Source organism: Leptospira levettii (assembly GCF_002812085.1).
Taxonomy (GTDB): domain Bacteria; phylum Spirochaetota; class Leptospiria; order Leptospirales; family Leptospiraceae; genus Leptospira_A; species Leptospira_A levettii.
This window is the reverse complement of record NZ_NPDM01000003.1, coordinates 162350-178951: the sequence shown is the minus strand read 5'-3', so window position 1 is coordinate 178951 and position 16602 is coordinate 162350. Positions and strand designations below refer to the sequence as shown.

The 16602-nt window shown below is 39.6% G+C and carries 16 protein-coding genes; 6 read left to right on the top strand and 10 right to left on the bottom strand.

What is annotated here, in order from left to right; genetic code table 11:
• Nucleotides 1-7: 7 nt before the first annotated feature.
• The 7 genes from CH354_RS12125 to CH354_RS12095 all read right to left on the bottom strand — a co-directional run bounded on the left by CH354_RS12125 (nt 8) and on the right by CH354_RS12095 (nt 6644).
• Complete coding sequence (locus tag CH354_RS12125; protein WP_100717658.1) at nt 8-772, bottom strand: SDR family NAD(P)-dependent oxidoreductase; 765 nt, start codon at nt 770-772, stop codon at nt 8-10.
• Nucleotides 769-2028 carry an AfsA-related hotdog domain-containing protein gene (locus CH354_RS12120; protein ID WP_100727130.1) on the bottom strand — a complete coding sequence of 420 codons (1260 nt, stop codon included), beginning with the start codon at nt 2026-2028 and terminating at the stop codon, nt 769-771. Before CH354_RS12120 ends, CH354_RS12125 begins: the two co-directional genes overlap by 4 nt.
• Before the next feature lie 102 nt (nt 2029-2130).
• On the bottom strand, nt 2131-2562 hold the full coding sequence (locus tag CH354_RS12115) for a universal stress protein (protein ID WP_100717656.1): 432 nt from the start codon (nt 2560-2562) through the stop codon (nt 2131-2133).
• A gap of 130 nt (nt 2563-2692) precedes the next feature.
• Nucleotides 2693-3496 (bottom strand): ABC transporter permease, encoded by an 804-nt coding sequence (locus tag CH354_RS12110; protein WP_100727012.1) that lies wholly within the window; start codon nt 3494-3496, stop codon nt 2693-2695.
• Nucleotides 3486-4403: an ABC transporter permease gene (locus CH354_RS12105; RefSeq protein WP_100717654.1), complete on the bottom strand. Its 918-nt coding sequence runs from the start codon at nt 4401-4403 to the stop codon at nt 3486-3488. The genes CH354_RS12110 and CH354_RS12105 overlap by 11 nt, the downstream gene beginning before the upstream one ends.
• A 10-nt stretch (nt 4404-4413) precedes the next feature.
• Nucleotides 4414-5439: an ABC transporter ATP-binding protein gene (locus CH354_RS12100; RefSeq protein WP_100717653.1), complete on the bottom strand. Its 1026-nt coding sequence runs from the start codon at nt 5437-5439 to the stop codon at nt 4414-4416.
• Between the two features lie 35 nt (nt 5440-5474).
• Nucleotides 5475-6644, bottom strand: coding sequence for an ABC transporter substrate-binding protein (locus CH354_RS12095; RefSeq protein WP_100727013.1), 1170 nt, complete (start codon nt 6642-6644; stop codon nt 5475-5477).
• 138 nt (nt 6645-6782) lie between these two features.
• On the opposite strand from CH354_RS12095, the gene CH354_RS12090 reads away from it, so the two are divergent.
• The 4 genes from CH354_RS12090 to CH354_RS12075 are packed head-to-tail and all read left to right on the top strand — an operon-like array spanning nt 6783 to nt 12329.
• On the top strand, nt 6783-8240 hold the full coding sequence (locus CH354_RS12090; protein WP_100766495.1) for an NAD-dependent succinate-semialdehyde dehydrogenase: 1458 nt from the start codon (nt 6783-6785) through the stop codon (nt 8238-8240).
• Nucleotides 8237-9526, top strand: a complete 1290-nt coding sequence (gene gabT, locus CH354_RS12085; protein ID WP_100717650.1) for a 4-aminobutyrate--2-oxoglutarate transaminase — start codon at nt 8237-8239, stop codon at nt 9524-9526. Before CH354_RS12090 ends, gabT begins: the two co-directional genes overlap by 4 nt.
• A gap of 7 nt (nt 9527-9533) precedes the next feature.
• Entirely contained in the window at nt 9534-10979 is a 1446-nt protein-coding gene (locus CH354_RS12080) for a gamma-aminobutyraldehyde dehydrogenase (protein WP_100766494.1), read from the top strand.
• 42 nt (nt 10980-11021) lie between these two features.
• Nucleotides 11022-12329 carry a DUF389 domain-containing protein gene (locus CH354_RS12075; protein WP_100766493.1) on the top strand — a complete coding sequence of 436 codons (1308 nt, stop codon included), beginning with the start codon at nt 11022-11024 and terminating at the stop codon, nt 12327-12329.
• Between the two features lie 46 nt (nt 12330-12375).
• Here the strand turns inward: CH354_RS12075 and CH354_RS12070 are convergent, their stop codons facing one another.
• The gene (locus CH354_RS12070; protein WP_100727018.1) at nt 12376-13023 is read right to left on the bottom strand and encodes an LIC_11490 family protein; all 648 of its coding nucleotides are present in this window, start codon (nt 13021-13023) and stop codon (nt 12376-12378) included.
• An 85-nt stretch (nt 13024-13108) separates the two neighbouring features.
• On the opposite strand from CH354_RS12070, the gene CH354_RS12065 reads away from it, so the two are divergent.
• Both CH354_RS12065 and CH354_RS12060 read left to right on the top strand, forming a co-directional pair.
• Entirely contained in the window at nt 13109-14350 is a 1242-nt protein-coding gene (locus CH354_RS12065) for a hypothetical protein (RefSeq protein ID WP_100717646.1), read from the top strand.
• A complete protein-coding gene (locus tag CH354_RS12060) occupies nt 14350-14814 on the top strand; it encodes a chemotaxis protein CheX (protein WP_015677686.1) in 465 nt (154 codons plus the stop codon). The genes CH354_RS12065 and CH354_RS12060 overlap by 1 nt, the downstream gene beginning before the upstream one ends.
• 42 nt (nt 14815-14856) lie before the next feature.
• Here the strand turns inward: CH354_RS12060 and CH354_RS12055 are convergent, their stop codons facing one another.
• Both CH354_RS12055 and CH354_RS12050 read right to left on the bottom strand, forming a co-directional pair.
• On the bottom strand, nt 14857-15873 hold the full coding sequence (locus CH354_RS12055) for a tetratricopeptide repeat protein (RefSeq protein WP_100766492.1): 1017 nt from the start codon (nt 15871-15873) through the stop codon (nt 14857-14859).
• Nucleotides 15870-16598 (bottom strand): LIC_11485 family protein, encoded by a 729-nt coding sequence (locus CH354_RS12050; protein WP_100717644.1) that lies wholly within the window; start codon nt 16596-16598, stop codon nt 15870-15872. The genes CH354_RS12055 and CH354_RS12050 overlap by 4 nt, the downstream gene beginning before the upstream one ends.
• Between the last annotated feature and the right edge of the window lie 4 nt (nt 16599-16602).

Below are 16602 nucleotides of genomic sequence, written 5' to 3'. Positions count from 1 at the left end.
AAAATCCTTATCTAGCCGTTTTTCCGCCATCTACTGGGATGACAGCACCAGTGATGAAAGCAGCTCCATCACCAGACAACCATACACAAGTTTTAGCAACTTCCTCAGGAGTAGCCATCCGACCTAAGGCATAAGATTTCATTCTTTCTTTTTTAACTTCTTCTGGATTTGGTACATTGGCATAAAATACATCATCCATTTCAGTTTGAATTCCGCCTGGACAAAGCGCAATGACTCGAATTCCTTGGGCACCATATTCTAAAGCTGCAGATTTAGTCAGTCCTATGATTCCATGTTTTGACATCGAATAAGGGCCTGCTTTTTCTTTTCCACGTAAACCCAATGCAGAAGAAACATTGATGATCACACCACCATTTCCTTGTTTGATAAACTGTTTTAATTCAAATTGCATTGATAAAAAAGTACCTTTCAGATTTACATCCATTACAGAATCAAAAATATCTAATGGATAATCAGCTGTCGTTTTAAGGACTCCTGAAATTCCTGCATTATTGACTGCTACATCGATTTGGCCATATTTTTCTATGATAGTTTCTACAAAATTACGAACTGCTTCCGATTGTGTGACATCACATTTGAAAAAGATACCTTCCCCACCTTGTTTTTCCAGTAAGGCGAGAGTATCTTCCCCTTCTTGTTTTCTGCGACCACAAAAACCAACCACATAACCAGCGTTTGCATATTCTAAAACAATCGCTCTACCTAATCCGGAAGTTCCACCAGTAACTAAGGCAACTTTTTTCTTTTTCATTGGATTTCCCTATCTTCTATCAATCTTCCATACCGATTGATTGCTTCCTTTACATTTGCCCTGTCTAGATCAGATATTTCTTCAAAACGAAATCCAGCAAAAAACATGTCTTCATTATTATCGTCTTCTTTTACCCATAATAAAATACAAGTTCCGTGTACGAAACCAACAATATCAAAATGCATGAAAAATTCTAGTTGTTGCTCTGTGGACAATGTTCCCGGATGGGTTCCTGAGCAGCGCACCATAAAGCCAGAATTTGATATATTTTCGATTGTTGAGACAATATTCCTTCCATTTTCTCGAATGGAAATGTTGTTCTTAAAACGATCCAAAATCCGAAACCTTGGATCAATTTCATATACTTCTTCCTGTGTGCTTTTTAAGCGTTTGTATACCTTTAGAGGCAAAATACTCGCGGCCATTTCAATTTTCGTAATTTCTTGGTTCTCTTGGTAGGCTGTAATGGCGAGTTTTGAGTAGTTCCAATACCCAGATTTACTATATTTAACTTCTTTTGCTTTCACCCTAAGTTTGATGGGCATATTCATTTTTGCATATTGCAAAAATTCAGAATTTAAATATAACAATAAAAAGGTGATATCTTCGAAAGGGACTTTCCCAAACATATGATTACATGCAATTCCCAATTGCCTTGCTGCTTCTACAATCTGCATACCTGAAATGTGTTTTAAATTGGGTGGTGAATAATATTTATGAGTTGAAGGGACATACAAATTTGCAAAAAATGTGTCCCTCTTTGGAATCTCTGGGAATCTTTCAAAGATGGCAGAGATCATCGATTTTTCTACATTGCCTACATAATAATCTCTACGTTTGACAAGTTGTAAGATTTTAATCTCATCAGCTTCTGTCACTTGGTCATTGAGTACATATTGTTCGATTTCTGTATCAAAATGATAAAATTGGCTTAAGAATTCTCTACCTGAATCATCTATATTCGCTTCATTTAAAATACGATCTGCAGATTCTTTGCGAATCCTAGAAGGAATTGTTTTTAATTGATAATAACTTCCGGACGCATCACTTCTTTTTATATAATAGAATAAAAGAAATTCCTTTTCTTCATCTTTCAGTTTTGGTAAAACAACATTTTCCATGAGATCTGCCAAAATCATCCGTGGCAGTGCTCTTCTTATATTGGAAACAAAACTATCTTCTTGGTAATAAGTGCGAGTGTAACGTTTATCGAGAGGTAAAACAGTGGGGAGTTCTTCTTTTTCGGAAACCTTCATTTGTATCAACCAGGAATCTACTTTAGGATTAGTCCGTAGATTCCAATGGGATACCTTTCAAGGCAAGTAATTTAACATCGATTTGTCAAAATTATGGCAATTTCACCTAACGACAGTTACGGAACATGGTGCGTAATGTACAACTCGATCAGAGACACTTCCCATGATGAATCTGCCTAAAATTCCATGGCCACGGCTTCCAATCACAATCAAATCAACTTTTTCTTTTTCTGCTAATTTGCAAATTTCTTCAGCAGGGTATCCTTCTAATACAACACGATTCCATTTTACAGTTGTCTCGTCTAAAATTGGATGGATTTTTTCAAATCGTTGTTCCGAAATCCATTTGACTCGATCCTTTCCCGGCGGTGCTGCATCGTAATAACCAGGGAGTGGTCCGAAATCCTCGATGACTTCTACTACATAACAGATTGCATTACTAGCCTTGGCTAATGCCAATCCAAATTCTAAAGCCTTTGCCGAACTTGGTGAACCATCGATGGGGATGATCAGTTTTTGTATTAATTTTTCCATACGTAAATCCTACCACGATCCGTGAAGATAAGAAAGAGAAATTCCTTTGATAATTATCATATCGATATGTGTGTTCCTTCAGAACTCGAGAATCATATCGCATAGAACATCCAATTCGAAAAGAGTGAAATTATTTTTTCCGACCGTCATCTTCTTTTGTGAGATAATAAGCAACGAGGATGGGAATGGTTGTGACTAAAATCACAAACACAGCCACCACATTGGTCACTGGCCTTTGCCTTGGACGAATGAACTCAGTTAACATCCAAATGGGGACAGTGGATTGTTGGCCTGCTGTAAACGTTGTTACAATTACTTCATCAAATGACAACGCAAAGGATAACATCCCTCCCGCAAGTAATGCAGTTGCGATATTTGGAAGTATCACAAAACGAAACGTTTGCCATGGATTTGCACCTAAATCCATAGATGCTTCCACCATAGAATGAGAACTCCTTCGTAATCTTGCTAGAACATTATTATAAACAGTTACGATACAAAAGGTAGCATGTGCAATGACAATCGTCCAAGTGCTAAATGGAATTCCAAAGAGAGACATAGCCGACCGAAGGGAAATTCCTGTCACAATGCCTGGGAGAGCAATAGGTAAAATCACAAGAAAGGAAATGATTTCTTTTCCAAAAAATTGGCTTCGGTAGACTGCAAGGCTTGCCAGTGTTCCTAGTAAAATTGCAATGAATGTTGAAATTAAGGCAACTTGGGAAGAGAGTATGATTGCTTCCCAGATATCATTACGTTCCCATGCAACACCAAACCACTTCGTCGTGAATCCTGGTAGAGGAAATTGAAACGTTTTTTCATCCGTCGAAAATGCATACATGATGATGATGAGAATCGGTATATGAATGAATAAAAAACCGAAGATAGTTGCTGTTTTTAATCCAATTGATCCTAAGTTCCATTTAGAGCGCATCAAAAGCTCCTAACCGTTTAGCGATTGTTAAATACACCATCATAATTACAATGGGAACTACAGAAAATGCAGCGGCAAGTGGAATGTTCCCCGCAGTTCCTTGGTGGGTGTAAACAGCCATCCCGATAAAATAACTCGAATTCCCAATAATTGTAGGAATGATATAATCACCGAGTGTTAATGAAAACGTAAAAATAGAGCCTGCAACGACTCCAGGAAATGCCAAAGGTAAAATGACTTTTCGAAAGGTTTGTGCCGGCCCTCCTCCTAAATCAGAAGAAGCTTCTAATAGTGTTTTTGGAATTCTTTCTAAAGATGCCTGAATGGGTAAAATCATGTACGGTAACCAAATGTATACGAATACCAAAAACATTCCTATATAAGAGAATGATAAGGAACTGCCTCCGATAACAGGGATGGAAAGCACAACATCTAACAAGTGTAATAATCCCAGTTGGTCCAAACACCATGTAAGGATACCTTCTTTGGCCATAATCAGTTTCCACGAATACACTTTTACAAGGTAACTGGACCATAAAGGCAACATAACACCCAAATATAAAATTGGTTTTAATTTGGGTCCTGCATTCATTGCCATATAATAAGCAATTGGGAAAGCAATGATCGCACTTACAACAGTGACTGTAAATGCCATTGTTGTTGTCCGAATGATAATATCCCAATTGGTACTTTGCCGGAATAAATCATAATAGGATTCTAATGTAAATTCTCGTTTGATGACACCCGAGAATGAATCAACAGAGAAAAAACTTTGGATGAGGAGTGTAAACAAAGAACCTAAGTATACTACACCAAGCCAAATAAGTAGAGGTGATAATAACAAAAAAAGTGCCAAACTCTTCCTGTAAAACAAAAAGGTGACGAATCTATCAATAACATTTGTCATTTTGATTCCCTTATAACAAATGCATGTCGGAATCTTTCCAACCTACTAAAACTTCTGAACCAACTGCAATATGGTCTGCAGAAATTTTTAAGTTTTGAGTGGATGCAATGATCCGAGATCCATTAGGAGTTTCAAAGTGCATTTTGGAAGTTGCACCAGAGTACACTTGGCTTTTTAAAATTGCTTTAAAGGTTCTATATCCAGAAGAATGGTTATCTTCTTTTGCATTTGCAAAAACATGGACTCGTTCTGGACGGATCATCATCTTACCTTCATGGCCTGTGAGTCGTTTTGTTTCCTCTAATGATAAGATATTCGAAGTTCCAACAAAGTTGGCAACAAACTCCGTTTTAGGGCGGTTGTACAATTCTTCAGGAGTTGCAATTTGCTCCACCTTACCTTTGTTAAAGACAGCGATACGATCTGACATCGAAAGTGCTTCTTCTTGGTCGTGGGTCACAAAAATAAATGTGATACCTACTTCTTTTTGAATGGCTTTAAGCTCCAACTGCATTTCTTCCCGCAGTTTTAGATCAAGAGCTCCCAATGGTTCATCGAGTAACAATACACCTGGTCGGTTGATGAGTGCCCTTGCGAGTGCAATCCTCTGTCTCTGACCTCCCGATAATTCTGATGGTTTTCGATTTCCGACATCGGGGAGGCGAACCATCGCGAGCATTTCAGAAACACGTTTTGTTATCTCGGCACTTGGAAGTTTTTTAATTTTTAAACCATACCCCACGTTTTCCGCAACAGACATATGTGGGAACAAAGCATAATCTTGGAAGACTGTATTGACATTTCTTTTGTAAGGAGGGATGCCCGTGACATCAACTCCTTCCAAAAGAACCCTTCCTGAACTAGTATCTTGAAAACCCGCCACCATTCGAAGGCAGGTTGTTTTACCAGACCCAGAAGGGCCTAACATCGAAAAAAACTCACCTTTTTTAATCCCAAAGGAGACATCATCTACCGCTATGAATTGGTCGAATTTCCTTGTTACATTTTGAAACTCAACATCGTAAACTTGGTCCATTCTATCTCCTTTAGAACTCTTATGATGTTAGGATTTTATTTACTTCCAATAATGGAAATATAATCTTCTGCCCATTTTTTATAAGGCACACATTTTCTTCCACCGGAACAATCTTCTTTTGGAGTTCTCCAAAAAGAGATTTTTTCAAAGTTATTGAATCCATTCACTGCACAACCAGTGTCCCCAAGTAAAGCATTTCCTTTACAAGCAGCAGGAACAGAAGGAACAGATCCAAACCAAGATGCTAAATCACCTTGCACTTTTGGAGAAAGAGAGTGTTCCATCCATTTATAAGCACAGTTTACATGTTTAGAATCTTTATGTAACATTGTACTATCTGCCCAACCAGTAGCCCCTTCCACAGGAACGATGGATGATACAGGTTGTTTTTCACTCACTAGTAAATTGACTTGGAATGGCCATGTGGAAGAAGCAACTAAACCTTCTTTTTTGAAATCATCCACTTGGACCATTGCATCGTGCCAGTATTTTGGAACGAGTTGTCTTTGTTTTTTTAATAACTCAATGACAGCTGTATATTGTTTTTCATCCAATTCGTAAGGATCTTGGATTCCGAGTTCTGGTTTTGCTACTTTTAAATAGAGTGCAGCGTCAGCGATGTAAATTGGACCATCAAATGCTTGTACTCTTCCTTTGTTAGACTTTCCATCAGGTAAAACTTGTTCTTCAAATACAACATTCCAACTTGTTGGAGCTTTTTTGAAAACTTTTGTGTTGTACATAAGTACGTTTGGTCCCCATTGGTAAGGAACGCCGAAATGTTTACCATCTACAGTATGCCAAGGAGCATTTTGTAAACGTGAGTCTACGTTTTTCCAACTTGGGATCAAATCAATGTTAATCTCTTGGACTTTTCCACCTGCAACTAATCGAAGTGATGCGTCACCTGAAGCAGTTACCAAGTCAAATCCACCTTCATTCATAAGTGCTACCATCTCATCAGATGTAGCGGCAGTTTTTACATTTACTTTACAGCCTGTATTTTTTTCAAATTCAGTGACCCAGTCATATCCTTTGTCTGTCTCACCACGTTCAATGTAACCTGGCCAAGCAACGATGGAAACTTCTCCCTCGCCTTGTCCAATTTCTGAAACCTTTGTTTCTTTTTTACCGCAGGTTACCGCTAAAGCGATCGAAAGAACTGCTGTAAAAAAAACCACTCGTTTGTATGAATCGAATTTCATAAACCTATGTGCTCCTGGTTTTACTTATGTCAGGCATTAGATACCAAAAATTCAAAATTAAGCAACCAATTCTGAAGTTTTCAAAAAAAAGGTAGGAATTTTTATGAGGCACGGTTTCTGTGAAAGCGTAGGTTTCTCATGAAATACATCAAAGACAAAGACCTTTTTCGCCAGGAAAATTTCATCGGTGGGGTTTGGTGCCCTGCAGAAAACAAAAAAGAAATTTTAGTACATAACCCTGCCACAGGGGAAACCATCGGGAACATCCCACATGCGACAGAAAAAGACACGGTTCTCGCAATTCGTTCAGCCAAAGATGCGTTTGTTGATTGGAGAACGAGACCTGCCAAAGAACGTGCTGGGATCCTCCGCAAATGGTTCCAACTCATGATGGACCACCAAGAAGACCTAGCTCTCATAATGACACAAGAACAAGGAAAACCTCTAACGGAAGCTAGGGGAGAAATTGCTTATGCAGCCTCGTACATTGAATGGTTCGGTGAAGAAGCAAAACGTTCTTATGGAGATCTGATCCCTTCTCACAGAAGGGATACAAGGATACTTGTACTCAAAGAACCGATTGGAGTTGTGGGAACTATCACACCTTGGAATTTTCCTGCGGCAATGCTTGCAAGGAAAGTGGCTCCAGCACTAGCCGCAGGTTGTACGGTTGTCTCAAAACCATCAGAACTCACTCCCTATTCAGCTCTCGCAATGGCAGTTCTTGCAGAACGAGCAGGACTCCCAAAAGGAGTATGGAATGTGTTAGTTGGGGATCCTATCCTCATTGGCAAAACGATTTTGGAAAGTAAAGAGGTTCGAAAACTTAGTTTTACTGGTTCCACAAAAACAGGCATTTATTTAATGGAAAAATCGGCCGCCACATTAAAAAAGCTTTCACTTGAGTTAGGTGGTAATGCTCCTTTTATCGTTTTTGAAGACGCAGACTTAGATGAAGCAGTGAAAGGTGCTATGTTATCCAAATACAGAAATACAGGACAAACCTGTGTTTGTGTGAATCGTTTTTTAGTGCATTCATCTGTTGCAGAGTCATTTTCGAAAAAACTTGCTGAAAAAACAAAAGAGTTGGTTGTTGCCAACGGTATGGAACCTAACGCAAGCCAAGGCCCACTTATCAATGAAGCCGCAGTGGAAAAAGTAAAAACTCATATCCAAGATGCAGTCAACAAAGGTGCAAAAGTTTTGATCGGAGGGAACACACACCAATTAGGTGGAAACTTTTTTGAGCCAACCGTTTTGTATCCAGTGAACTCATCCATGATGGTGACTAAGGAAGAAACTTTTGGCCCAGTATCTTGTATCCAAACCTTCCAAACAGAAGAAGAAGCCATCAAACTCGCAAACGACACAGACTTTGGCCTCGCATCCTATTTTTACACGAAAGACATGGCCCGTATTTTTAGAGTCGCCGAACAGCTAGAATATGGAATGGTAGGCATTAACGAAGGGATCATTTCCTCAGAACAAGTCCCTTTTGGGGGAGTCAAATTCTCAGGTATGGGACGAGAAGGCTCCAAATACGGTCTCGATGATTATACAGTAACCAAATATCTCTGCCTTGGAGGAATCAAATGACGGGCAATCAAAAACAAACAAACAAAACTCTATGGGAAAGAAGATTAAAAAACGTTCCTCGAGGAGTCACTACCGCCTACCCTGTGTTTGCTGAAAAAGCAAAAAATGCAGAAATTTGGGATATTGAAGGGAAACGATTCATTGATTTTGGTGGTGGGATTGGAGTTCAAAATACGGGGCATTGCCATCCAAAAGTAGTCTCTGCCATCCACAAACAAGTGGACAAGGTGCTCCACACTGCGTTTCAAATTATGCCATATGAACCGTACATTGATCTCTGTGAAAAACTAAATGCCAAAGCTCCGATTGAAGGAGAAGCGAAAACGATTTTGTTTTCATCTGGTGCGGAAGCATTAGAAAATGCGGTCAAAATTGCAAGGGCAGCTACAGGAAGACCAGGGATCATTAGTTTTCTCGGAGGATTTCATGGTAGAACAATGATGGCTCTTGCCTTAACAGGAAAAGTAGTTCCCTATAAAAAAGGATTTGGACCTTTCTCGAGTGATGTGTATCACATTCCTTTCCCCATGGAATACCATGGAGTCACAGAAGACGATTCCATCAAAGCTCTGAACAATTTATTCAAAGCAGACATTGACCCGTCCCGCGTAGCAGCCATTGCCATTGAACCAGTGCAAGGTGAAGGTGGATTTTACATTGCATCTCCTGGTTTTTTAAAAAAACTTAGAGCGATTTGTGATGAACACGGAATTTTACTGATTGCCGATGAGGTGCAGTCAGGTTTTGCAAGGACAGGGAAACTTTTTGCCATCGAACATTCGGGTGTTAAACCAGACCTCATCACAACCGCCAAATCTCTTGCAGCGGGTATGCCACTCTCAGCTGTGATTGGAAAAACATCCATTATGGATTCTGTAGAACCAGGTGGACTTGGCGGAACCTATGCCGGAAATCCGGTCGCATGTGCAGCAGGAATTGCGGTCATGGACCTCATCGAAGAAGAAGGGATTTTGGAAAAATCAACTCAATTGGGATCCATGTTAGTGAAGGAACTAAATGAAATTAAAAAATCCAACACAAACATTGGCGAAATACGTGGATTAGGTGGGATGGTTGCCTTTGAACTTGTTGAAAACGGTGATGCCAATAAACCTTCTGCTGATATGGCAAAAAAATTAACAACAAAAGCCTTAGAACATGGACTTGTTTTACTTTCTTGTGGTGTTTACGGAAACGTAATTCGAATTTTAGTTCCCATCACAGCAGAGGAATCAGTCGTGAAAGAAGGTCTAAACATCATAGCAAAATCATTAAAGGAAATCTAACCCAGGTATGAAACAGTATAAACTTTGGATTGATGGGAAATGGGCAAACTCTACTGGCGGAAAACCAATGGATATCGAAGATCCTGCCACTGGAAAAAAAATAGCAACTGTAATTGATGCAAGTGTGTCCGATGTAGACAAAGCAGTTAAGGCCGCACACAAAGCCTTTTATGACGGCAGATGGTCTGGACTGACACCAAGTGAACGTTCCAAGGCAATTTGGAAATTGGCAGACCTTTTGGAAGAAAAAACAAAAGAGTTTGCAAAATGGGAATCTCTCAACGCTGGAAAACCATACAAAAACTTAAGTTTGGCGGGAGACATTCCTTTTGCCATTGATAACATTCGTTTTTTTGCAACCGCTGCACGTGATGTTCATGGAAGCCGTGCTAATGAATACCAACCTGGTTATACATCCATTTTACGTAGAGAACCAGTAGGTGTTGTCGGCCAAATTGCTCCTTGGAACTACCCACTCCTTATGGCTGTTTGGAAGTTTGGCCCAGCACTTGCCGCAGGTTGTACCCTCATCTTAAAACCGGCACCAGGAACTCCGATCACAACACTTATGTTAGCTGAACTAACCAAAAAAGCAGGGATTCCTGATGGTGTATTCAACGTAGTAACAGGTGGTAATGCCACTGGCCAAGCCATCGTGGACCACCCACTTGTTCGTATGGTATCTCTTACAGGTTCCACAGGCACTGGGAAAAACATCATGAAGTCTGCTTCGGATTCCTTAAAACGAGTGCACTTAGAACTCGGGGGAAAAGCACCACTAGTTGTGTTTGATGATGTTGATGTCAATTTGTTTGCCGCAAAAGCAACGTTTGGTGCAACTTGTAACTCTGGCCAAGACTGCACTGCCGCTACAAGGATCCTTGTTCCCAAAACACTCCAAAAAAAGATCACGGATGCGGTAGTGGAAACTATGAAAGCAGTGAAAGTGGGTGATCCCTTCAACGACAAAACAGAAATGGGACCACTCATTTCAGCCATTCATAGAGAACGTGTGATGGGATTTATGGACAGGGCCAAAAAACAAGGTGCTAAAATCCTCACGGGTGGCGGAATTCCAAAAGGATTAGACAAAGGATACTTTTTTGAGCCAACAGTTGTAACAGATGTGAAACAAAACTTTGATATCGTACAAAATGAAATTTTTGGACCAGTCCTCACCATCCAATCTTATGACAAAGAAGAAGAAGCAATCAAACTTGCCAATGATGTCAATTATGGTCTTGCTTCTTCCATTTGGACAAAAGATGTAGCGCGTGCTATGCGAGTTGCAAAACAATTAGAGTTTGGAACGGTATGGGTGAATGATCACCTACCGCTTGCATCCGAAACTCCTCATGGTGGTTTCAAACAATCAGGATTTGGTAAAGATCTATCGATTGAATCGGTAGGTGATTACCTCATCACAAAACATGTGATGGTAGGAGGAGTCTAAAAACTCTATCCAAATTTCCATTCTTTGGATGTCTAATACGTCATGGCATCCAAAGAAAATCCTATAGTCACTTTTTTCCAATGGTTAACTCCCCGATTCCACCTCCTCGATGACTTAGACAAACCAGGTACAATCGAATCCATCCAAAAAGGTGCGGAACTTGTTGGTTCTAATCTTTGGACACTCATCTTTGCGATTCTCATTGCAAGTATAGGACTCAATGTGAATTCCACAGCGGTAATCATTGGAGCTATGCTCATCTCCCCTCTGATGGGTCCAATTGTTGGGGTTGGATTTGCAGCAGCGACAAATGACTTCAACCAATTGAAACGGTTTTTACGAACCCTTACCATTGCAACGATTGTGAGTATCATCACTTCCTTTATCTATTTTTCTCTATCTCCGATTAGCGAAGCACAGTCGGAACTCTTAGCACGCACAACGCCAACGATATATGATGCACTCATTGCTCTCTTTGGTGGTGCCACAGGGATAATTGCGAATACGAGAAAAGAAAAAGGAACTGCAATCGCTGGAGTTGCGATTGCCACTGCCCTCATGCCACCTCTGTGTACTGCAGGATTTGGACTTTCTCAAGGAAATTGGTACTATTTTTTTGGAGCCATTTATTTATACCTCATCAATTCTATCTTCATTGCAATCGCTACCTTCATATTCGTTCGTTACATGGAATTTCCAAAAGTGGATTGGGGTTTGTACAAAGAAAAAGAAACCAAGGTGAAAGTTTATTTATCAGTATTTGCCTTTATTGTCATCATCTCTTCTGTATTGACTGCTTACCAAATTGTTCGTTCCTCGTTTTTTAAAGGTAAGGCTGAAGAATTCATTCGTAGAGAAATCATTACAAATGGAAGAAGGGTTTTGGAAAAGAACATTGTGTACGGGAATCAATCCAAAATTGAAATCACACTGCTCGGTTCTAAAATTGACCAATCCCAAGAAGACGAGCTCAAAAACAAATTAAAATACTATTCCCTAGAAGGAACAGAACTTGTATTACTGCAAGATCTTTCGACAACAGGATTGGATAAATTAAAATTCGAAATCCTTTCCGAGATTTACCAAAACCAAATGGACATTGGCAATGTAAATACTGAGAAAATTGCAAAGGAATTAAAAATATTTTTCCCAAATTTGCTTACGGCAAGTTTTGCCAAAACAAAAAAGTTTGATATGAATGAGAACGTTTATAAAGACACAAATCTATTTGATTCCGAATGGAAAAAACTCCCAACCAAGGACGAACTCGAAAAACTAGAAGCCTATATCCGATTGCGTTCTGGAGAAAAAGAAATGGAATTGATTACAAGACTTAAGATTGAGAAGTAAAACTTGGAACTACGGAAAAAACAGGCATCTCAAATTGTTACTTGGATTAGGTGAGTGCAGCTTGTTTTAAAAATTCTTTAAATGTATCAATTTCCTTGGTAAAAAAGACAGGCCTTGGTGATTTAGATTCTTTTAATATAAAAACAATCCCTTGGTTGTGTAAGACCACTTGGTCAAGTTCTTCAGGAGTGTACGTATACGTTACGTTCCCTGAGTGGAATAAAAACTTACCGTTTTCTTCTCTTAAATTTCCATTTCCCACTCGTTTGAAATTGCGAAGTCCATCTTCCATCACATCCAAATCAATTGAATCCTCACCGAACGACAGTTTCCCAGAATGATCCAAATACAATGTACCTTCAATCTCAAAAAGACTCTCTTTTGAAGGAATGGGCTCTGATTCTAAGTTTCCTAATTCGTTTGGCCGAAGAACCTCTGATTTTTCTACAACAGATGGAGTGTGTTCTTCCTTTTTTGAAAAAGAAAGATGACGGTCTTCCAAAATCGTACGTTCTCTTCGGATTCGTTCATCAAGTTCCGGTGGGACTTGTGGCCTTTCTGGCATCCGAAATTGCCCTTGGTTTAGGGGTTTTCGAGGTTGGTAGGTTGTTTGTTTCGATTTCCCAGGAGACAGGGCTACGTAAATAAAGCACAGAACTCCCACGAGAATCATTGCGAATGCGGCAAACAACATACTACCTATATTATCTTGCCAAAGTACAAATCCCTTGATTACATTTTTTCTTTACAAGGGTTTTAGAAACGGAAACCTTTCCTTTATGTTCGAAGATGAACCCTCTACTCTCAAAGAAAAAATTTATCGTACCATCATTGCTCTCTTTTTATTCGTCTTGGTAGGAACTCTTATCATCACTTTTTTACCAGGTGATGCAGAACAAAGCCTCATCGGAGCCATAACAGGTCAAAATTCCACAAAAGCTGGCTCAATTGCAGGACGTAGTATCCCTGTGGACTATTTCAATGCTGCAAAACGTGATTGTTATTACCGTTACCAACAGTACGGAAGAGAAACCGCTCAAAATCCGGAACTTCTCAATTCCTGTGCCTATTCCACTGTGCGAGAAATTTACATTGCCAATGACATCGCATCAGCAGTTGGGTTCCAAGTTTCAGAAATCAGCATCAAACGAGAAATGTCCAAACAAGCCCGAGAAATCCATAAAGAATCGGTAAGCCAGGCAGGTTACGGAGAAGAGGATTCTCGCTCTCTCACTGAAATTTACCAACAGATTTACCGTTCCGCACCCATGAACTACCGAATTGATTCGGCAACTGGGTTTGCTTTGTTTCCTAATTTTTTAGACCAACCTCTCACTCCTTCCGAAAACGAAGCGGAGATTGAAAGTGAAGCCAAACGTGCGAAAATTTCATTCCGTTTGGTAGCAATTTCTGAAGTCAATTTACTCAATGCTGTTGAGTCCAAAATCAACATCACTGATGCTGAATTACAAAAGGAATATGAGAAAGAAAAAAAAGAAGGTACTCTTTCCAAAGACCCTTCTGGGAATTTTGTTAGCTTCGAAGTGAGAAAACCACTCCTCCTTTCCAAACTCAAATTTGACCGCAAACGGAAAGAAGCGGAAGTATGGAAAACCCGTATCAGTCAAAAAATTTCTGAACCAAATGCGCTGGATGCCATTGCGAGTGAATCAGGCCAACCCATCGAAACAGTGACGGCAGTATCTTTGTCGGATTTAAAACTCGTCACATCGAACCGTGGGAACAGTTACCGATTGGCAAACTCAAGCAAATTTTGGGAGTCTCTAGCAAACGACCCATTTAGCAAGAAGACAGTTGTGGGACCTTTTTCTGACAATGACAAACAAGTGTATGTGGAATTTAGTGCCTTAACCTACGGACAACCCACAGCTACGCCAGCAAAAGACCAAGCGACAGATTTTTTGAAACAAAGACAACTTCTAAGCTTTTTTCTTGAAATAAACCAGTCCTTAGCAGCAGAATACAACGTAGAGAAAAAAGGCCTTCTCTCTTTAGAATAATGCAAATCAAAGCCGACTTCATCAACCCTTTCCTGGAAGCAGCCACCATCGTATTCCGCGATGTTTTACAACAGGACCTAATCCGTGGAAAAATTGGGATCAAAGATTCCCCAGCTCCGAGCCATGAAATCGCCATAGTGATTGGAGTTGTTGGATCCTTCAGTGGTGAAGTCGTTTACAGTATGAATTATGATGCGGCTTATAAAATTTCACGCAAACTCGTGCCAGGTTTGTCAGATGAAGATGTAAAAAACGAATACAAAGACATCCTCGGTGAGATTGCGAACATGACAACAGGGAATGCGATGAACATCTTTACTTCTGCTGGTCAATCGGTGGAGATCACAACACCAAATATCCAAGAAACACAAAGTACATCTGTTCGATTCAACAAAAAGCCCACTCTTTCCATCAACTTATACTCCAAGTTTGGAAGGATCGAAGTAAACGTTGCCATCGCATGATGGCAAAACATCTCTAATTTTCTTTAAATTAAGTCACTCTGATTAAATAGAAGAACCAAGGACTCGCAGTCTTTCTCGGGTTTCCTTTCGAAAGTCATAACCAGGTTTTGGATTTTTCCCTTCGATCCCATTTAAATACAATTGGTAGTATTTTAAGGAACGTTCCAAATCTCTTTCTTCCCAACTACTCTCGTAAATTTTACCCAAATAATAATGTGATGGCAGAAATTCTTCAGACTCTTTGAAGTTTTTGATCACATTCACCAATTGATGGGCAGCTGATCGAAATTCTTTTTTACGAATTAGTAAAATCGCCATCGCATAATGTGCCCTAGGTGTGAGTTCTGGGTGTTTTGGAAAATCAGTCACCAACTTCAAATATTCTTTGTAAGCTTTTTCTTCGGATTCTGGATTTCCAATTCGATCCAAAGATCTGGCTAACTCAAATTGAGTTTTAATTTTTAAATCGGGATCTTCTTGTTTTTCGACTAAAGTGGAAGATTCTTTATCTTTTCCATCTAACCCAAATAAGTTGGTATTCTCAGTGCGAGAGTATTTTGCAGAATCACCTTCTTTATTATAAGAATCAGCGAATTCTTGTTCTGCTGATTTTTTCTGATCTCTGGAAAGGTATGCCTTCCCTTTTTGATACGAAGCTTTGGAAGGATCGATCACTTCTTTCTTTTTTTTCTTTTTGTCTGAAACCTTAGTATTTTGAATTGGTCCAGATGTTGGTAAGGAAGTGTCTATGGAAACTTGGTCTTTGGGATTGGAAAGAACCACACCCGTATTTGTGGGAGTTTGTGTATTGTTTCCATTTTGCTCAGATGGAGTCAGAGAATCTTTTGATTTTGTCTGAAGGCTAACAGTAGCTGGTACCGTATTTCCTTCTATAACACTAGGATTTGTTTCTTTCCAAGTTTCAGGGAAAGGTAAAAAGATCTCAGGCGTTTCTGCCGTGATTGTTTGAAAAAAACAAAGAGGATAAAGGAAGAATGGTATGGTCAAAACAAACCATCGTTTTGCAATCCAGTCAAAAGTTTTGGTGAGATGATTCATCGGAGGTCTTTTGGAATCCGTTCTAAACTTCTTGGTTTTCCCAAACCTTCTTTTGATTCAGGTGGTTTTGGGAGTTTCAAAGTTTCTAAATTTTTCTCTTCGTTTTTTTCCTTCACTTTTTTTTCCAATTCAGAAACACGAGTTAACATTTTTTGCATCCGAACTTCATCATCAGAGCCTTGCGATGGTTCCATCGTATCTTTTGGAGATACGGGTTGTACATCAATAGGCGAAGGGATTAAACCATCACCTGACGGAGTATAAATGGGAGGGACTGATGTATCTTCCGATTTTCGATTTCGAAAATCATATTCTTTGCCAAGGAATTCTTGTTCTTCGGGAATGGTATCGTGTGTGTATCCATTTGATTCTCTTTCACTGAGAAAATCAAATTGCATCCGGCGATTGGATTCATATTTTAAATCTTCAGGGTCAGACATACGAACATCTTTCCGTTTGCGATTGTAATCCCTTTCAATTTCCATGATGAACAAACTGCGAGTGTCTTGTGCTAACTGTTGTCCTTGTGGTTTGGCATTTTCCCATCCGTGGGACCATCCAATGTAAATCGCCATGATCAGAAAAAAAACAAAAAGAGCAATGGCGATTTTTTTGAGTAAATCTTGGACTTGCGGGGGGATTTTATCCACTAGGCCATCGACAGCCCCCATCATTTTTTGTGTGTCTACATTGACTTTGGGTATATTGATATTCTTGATGTCCACAAAT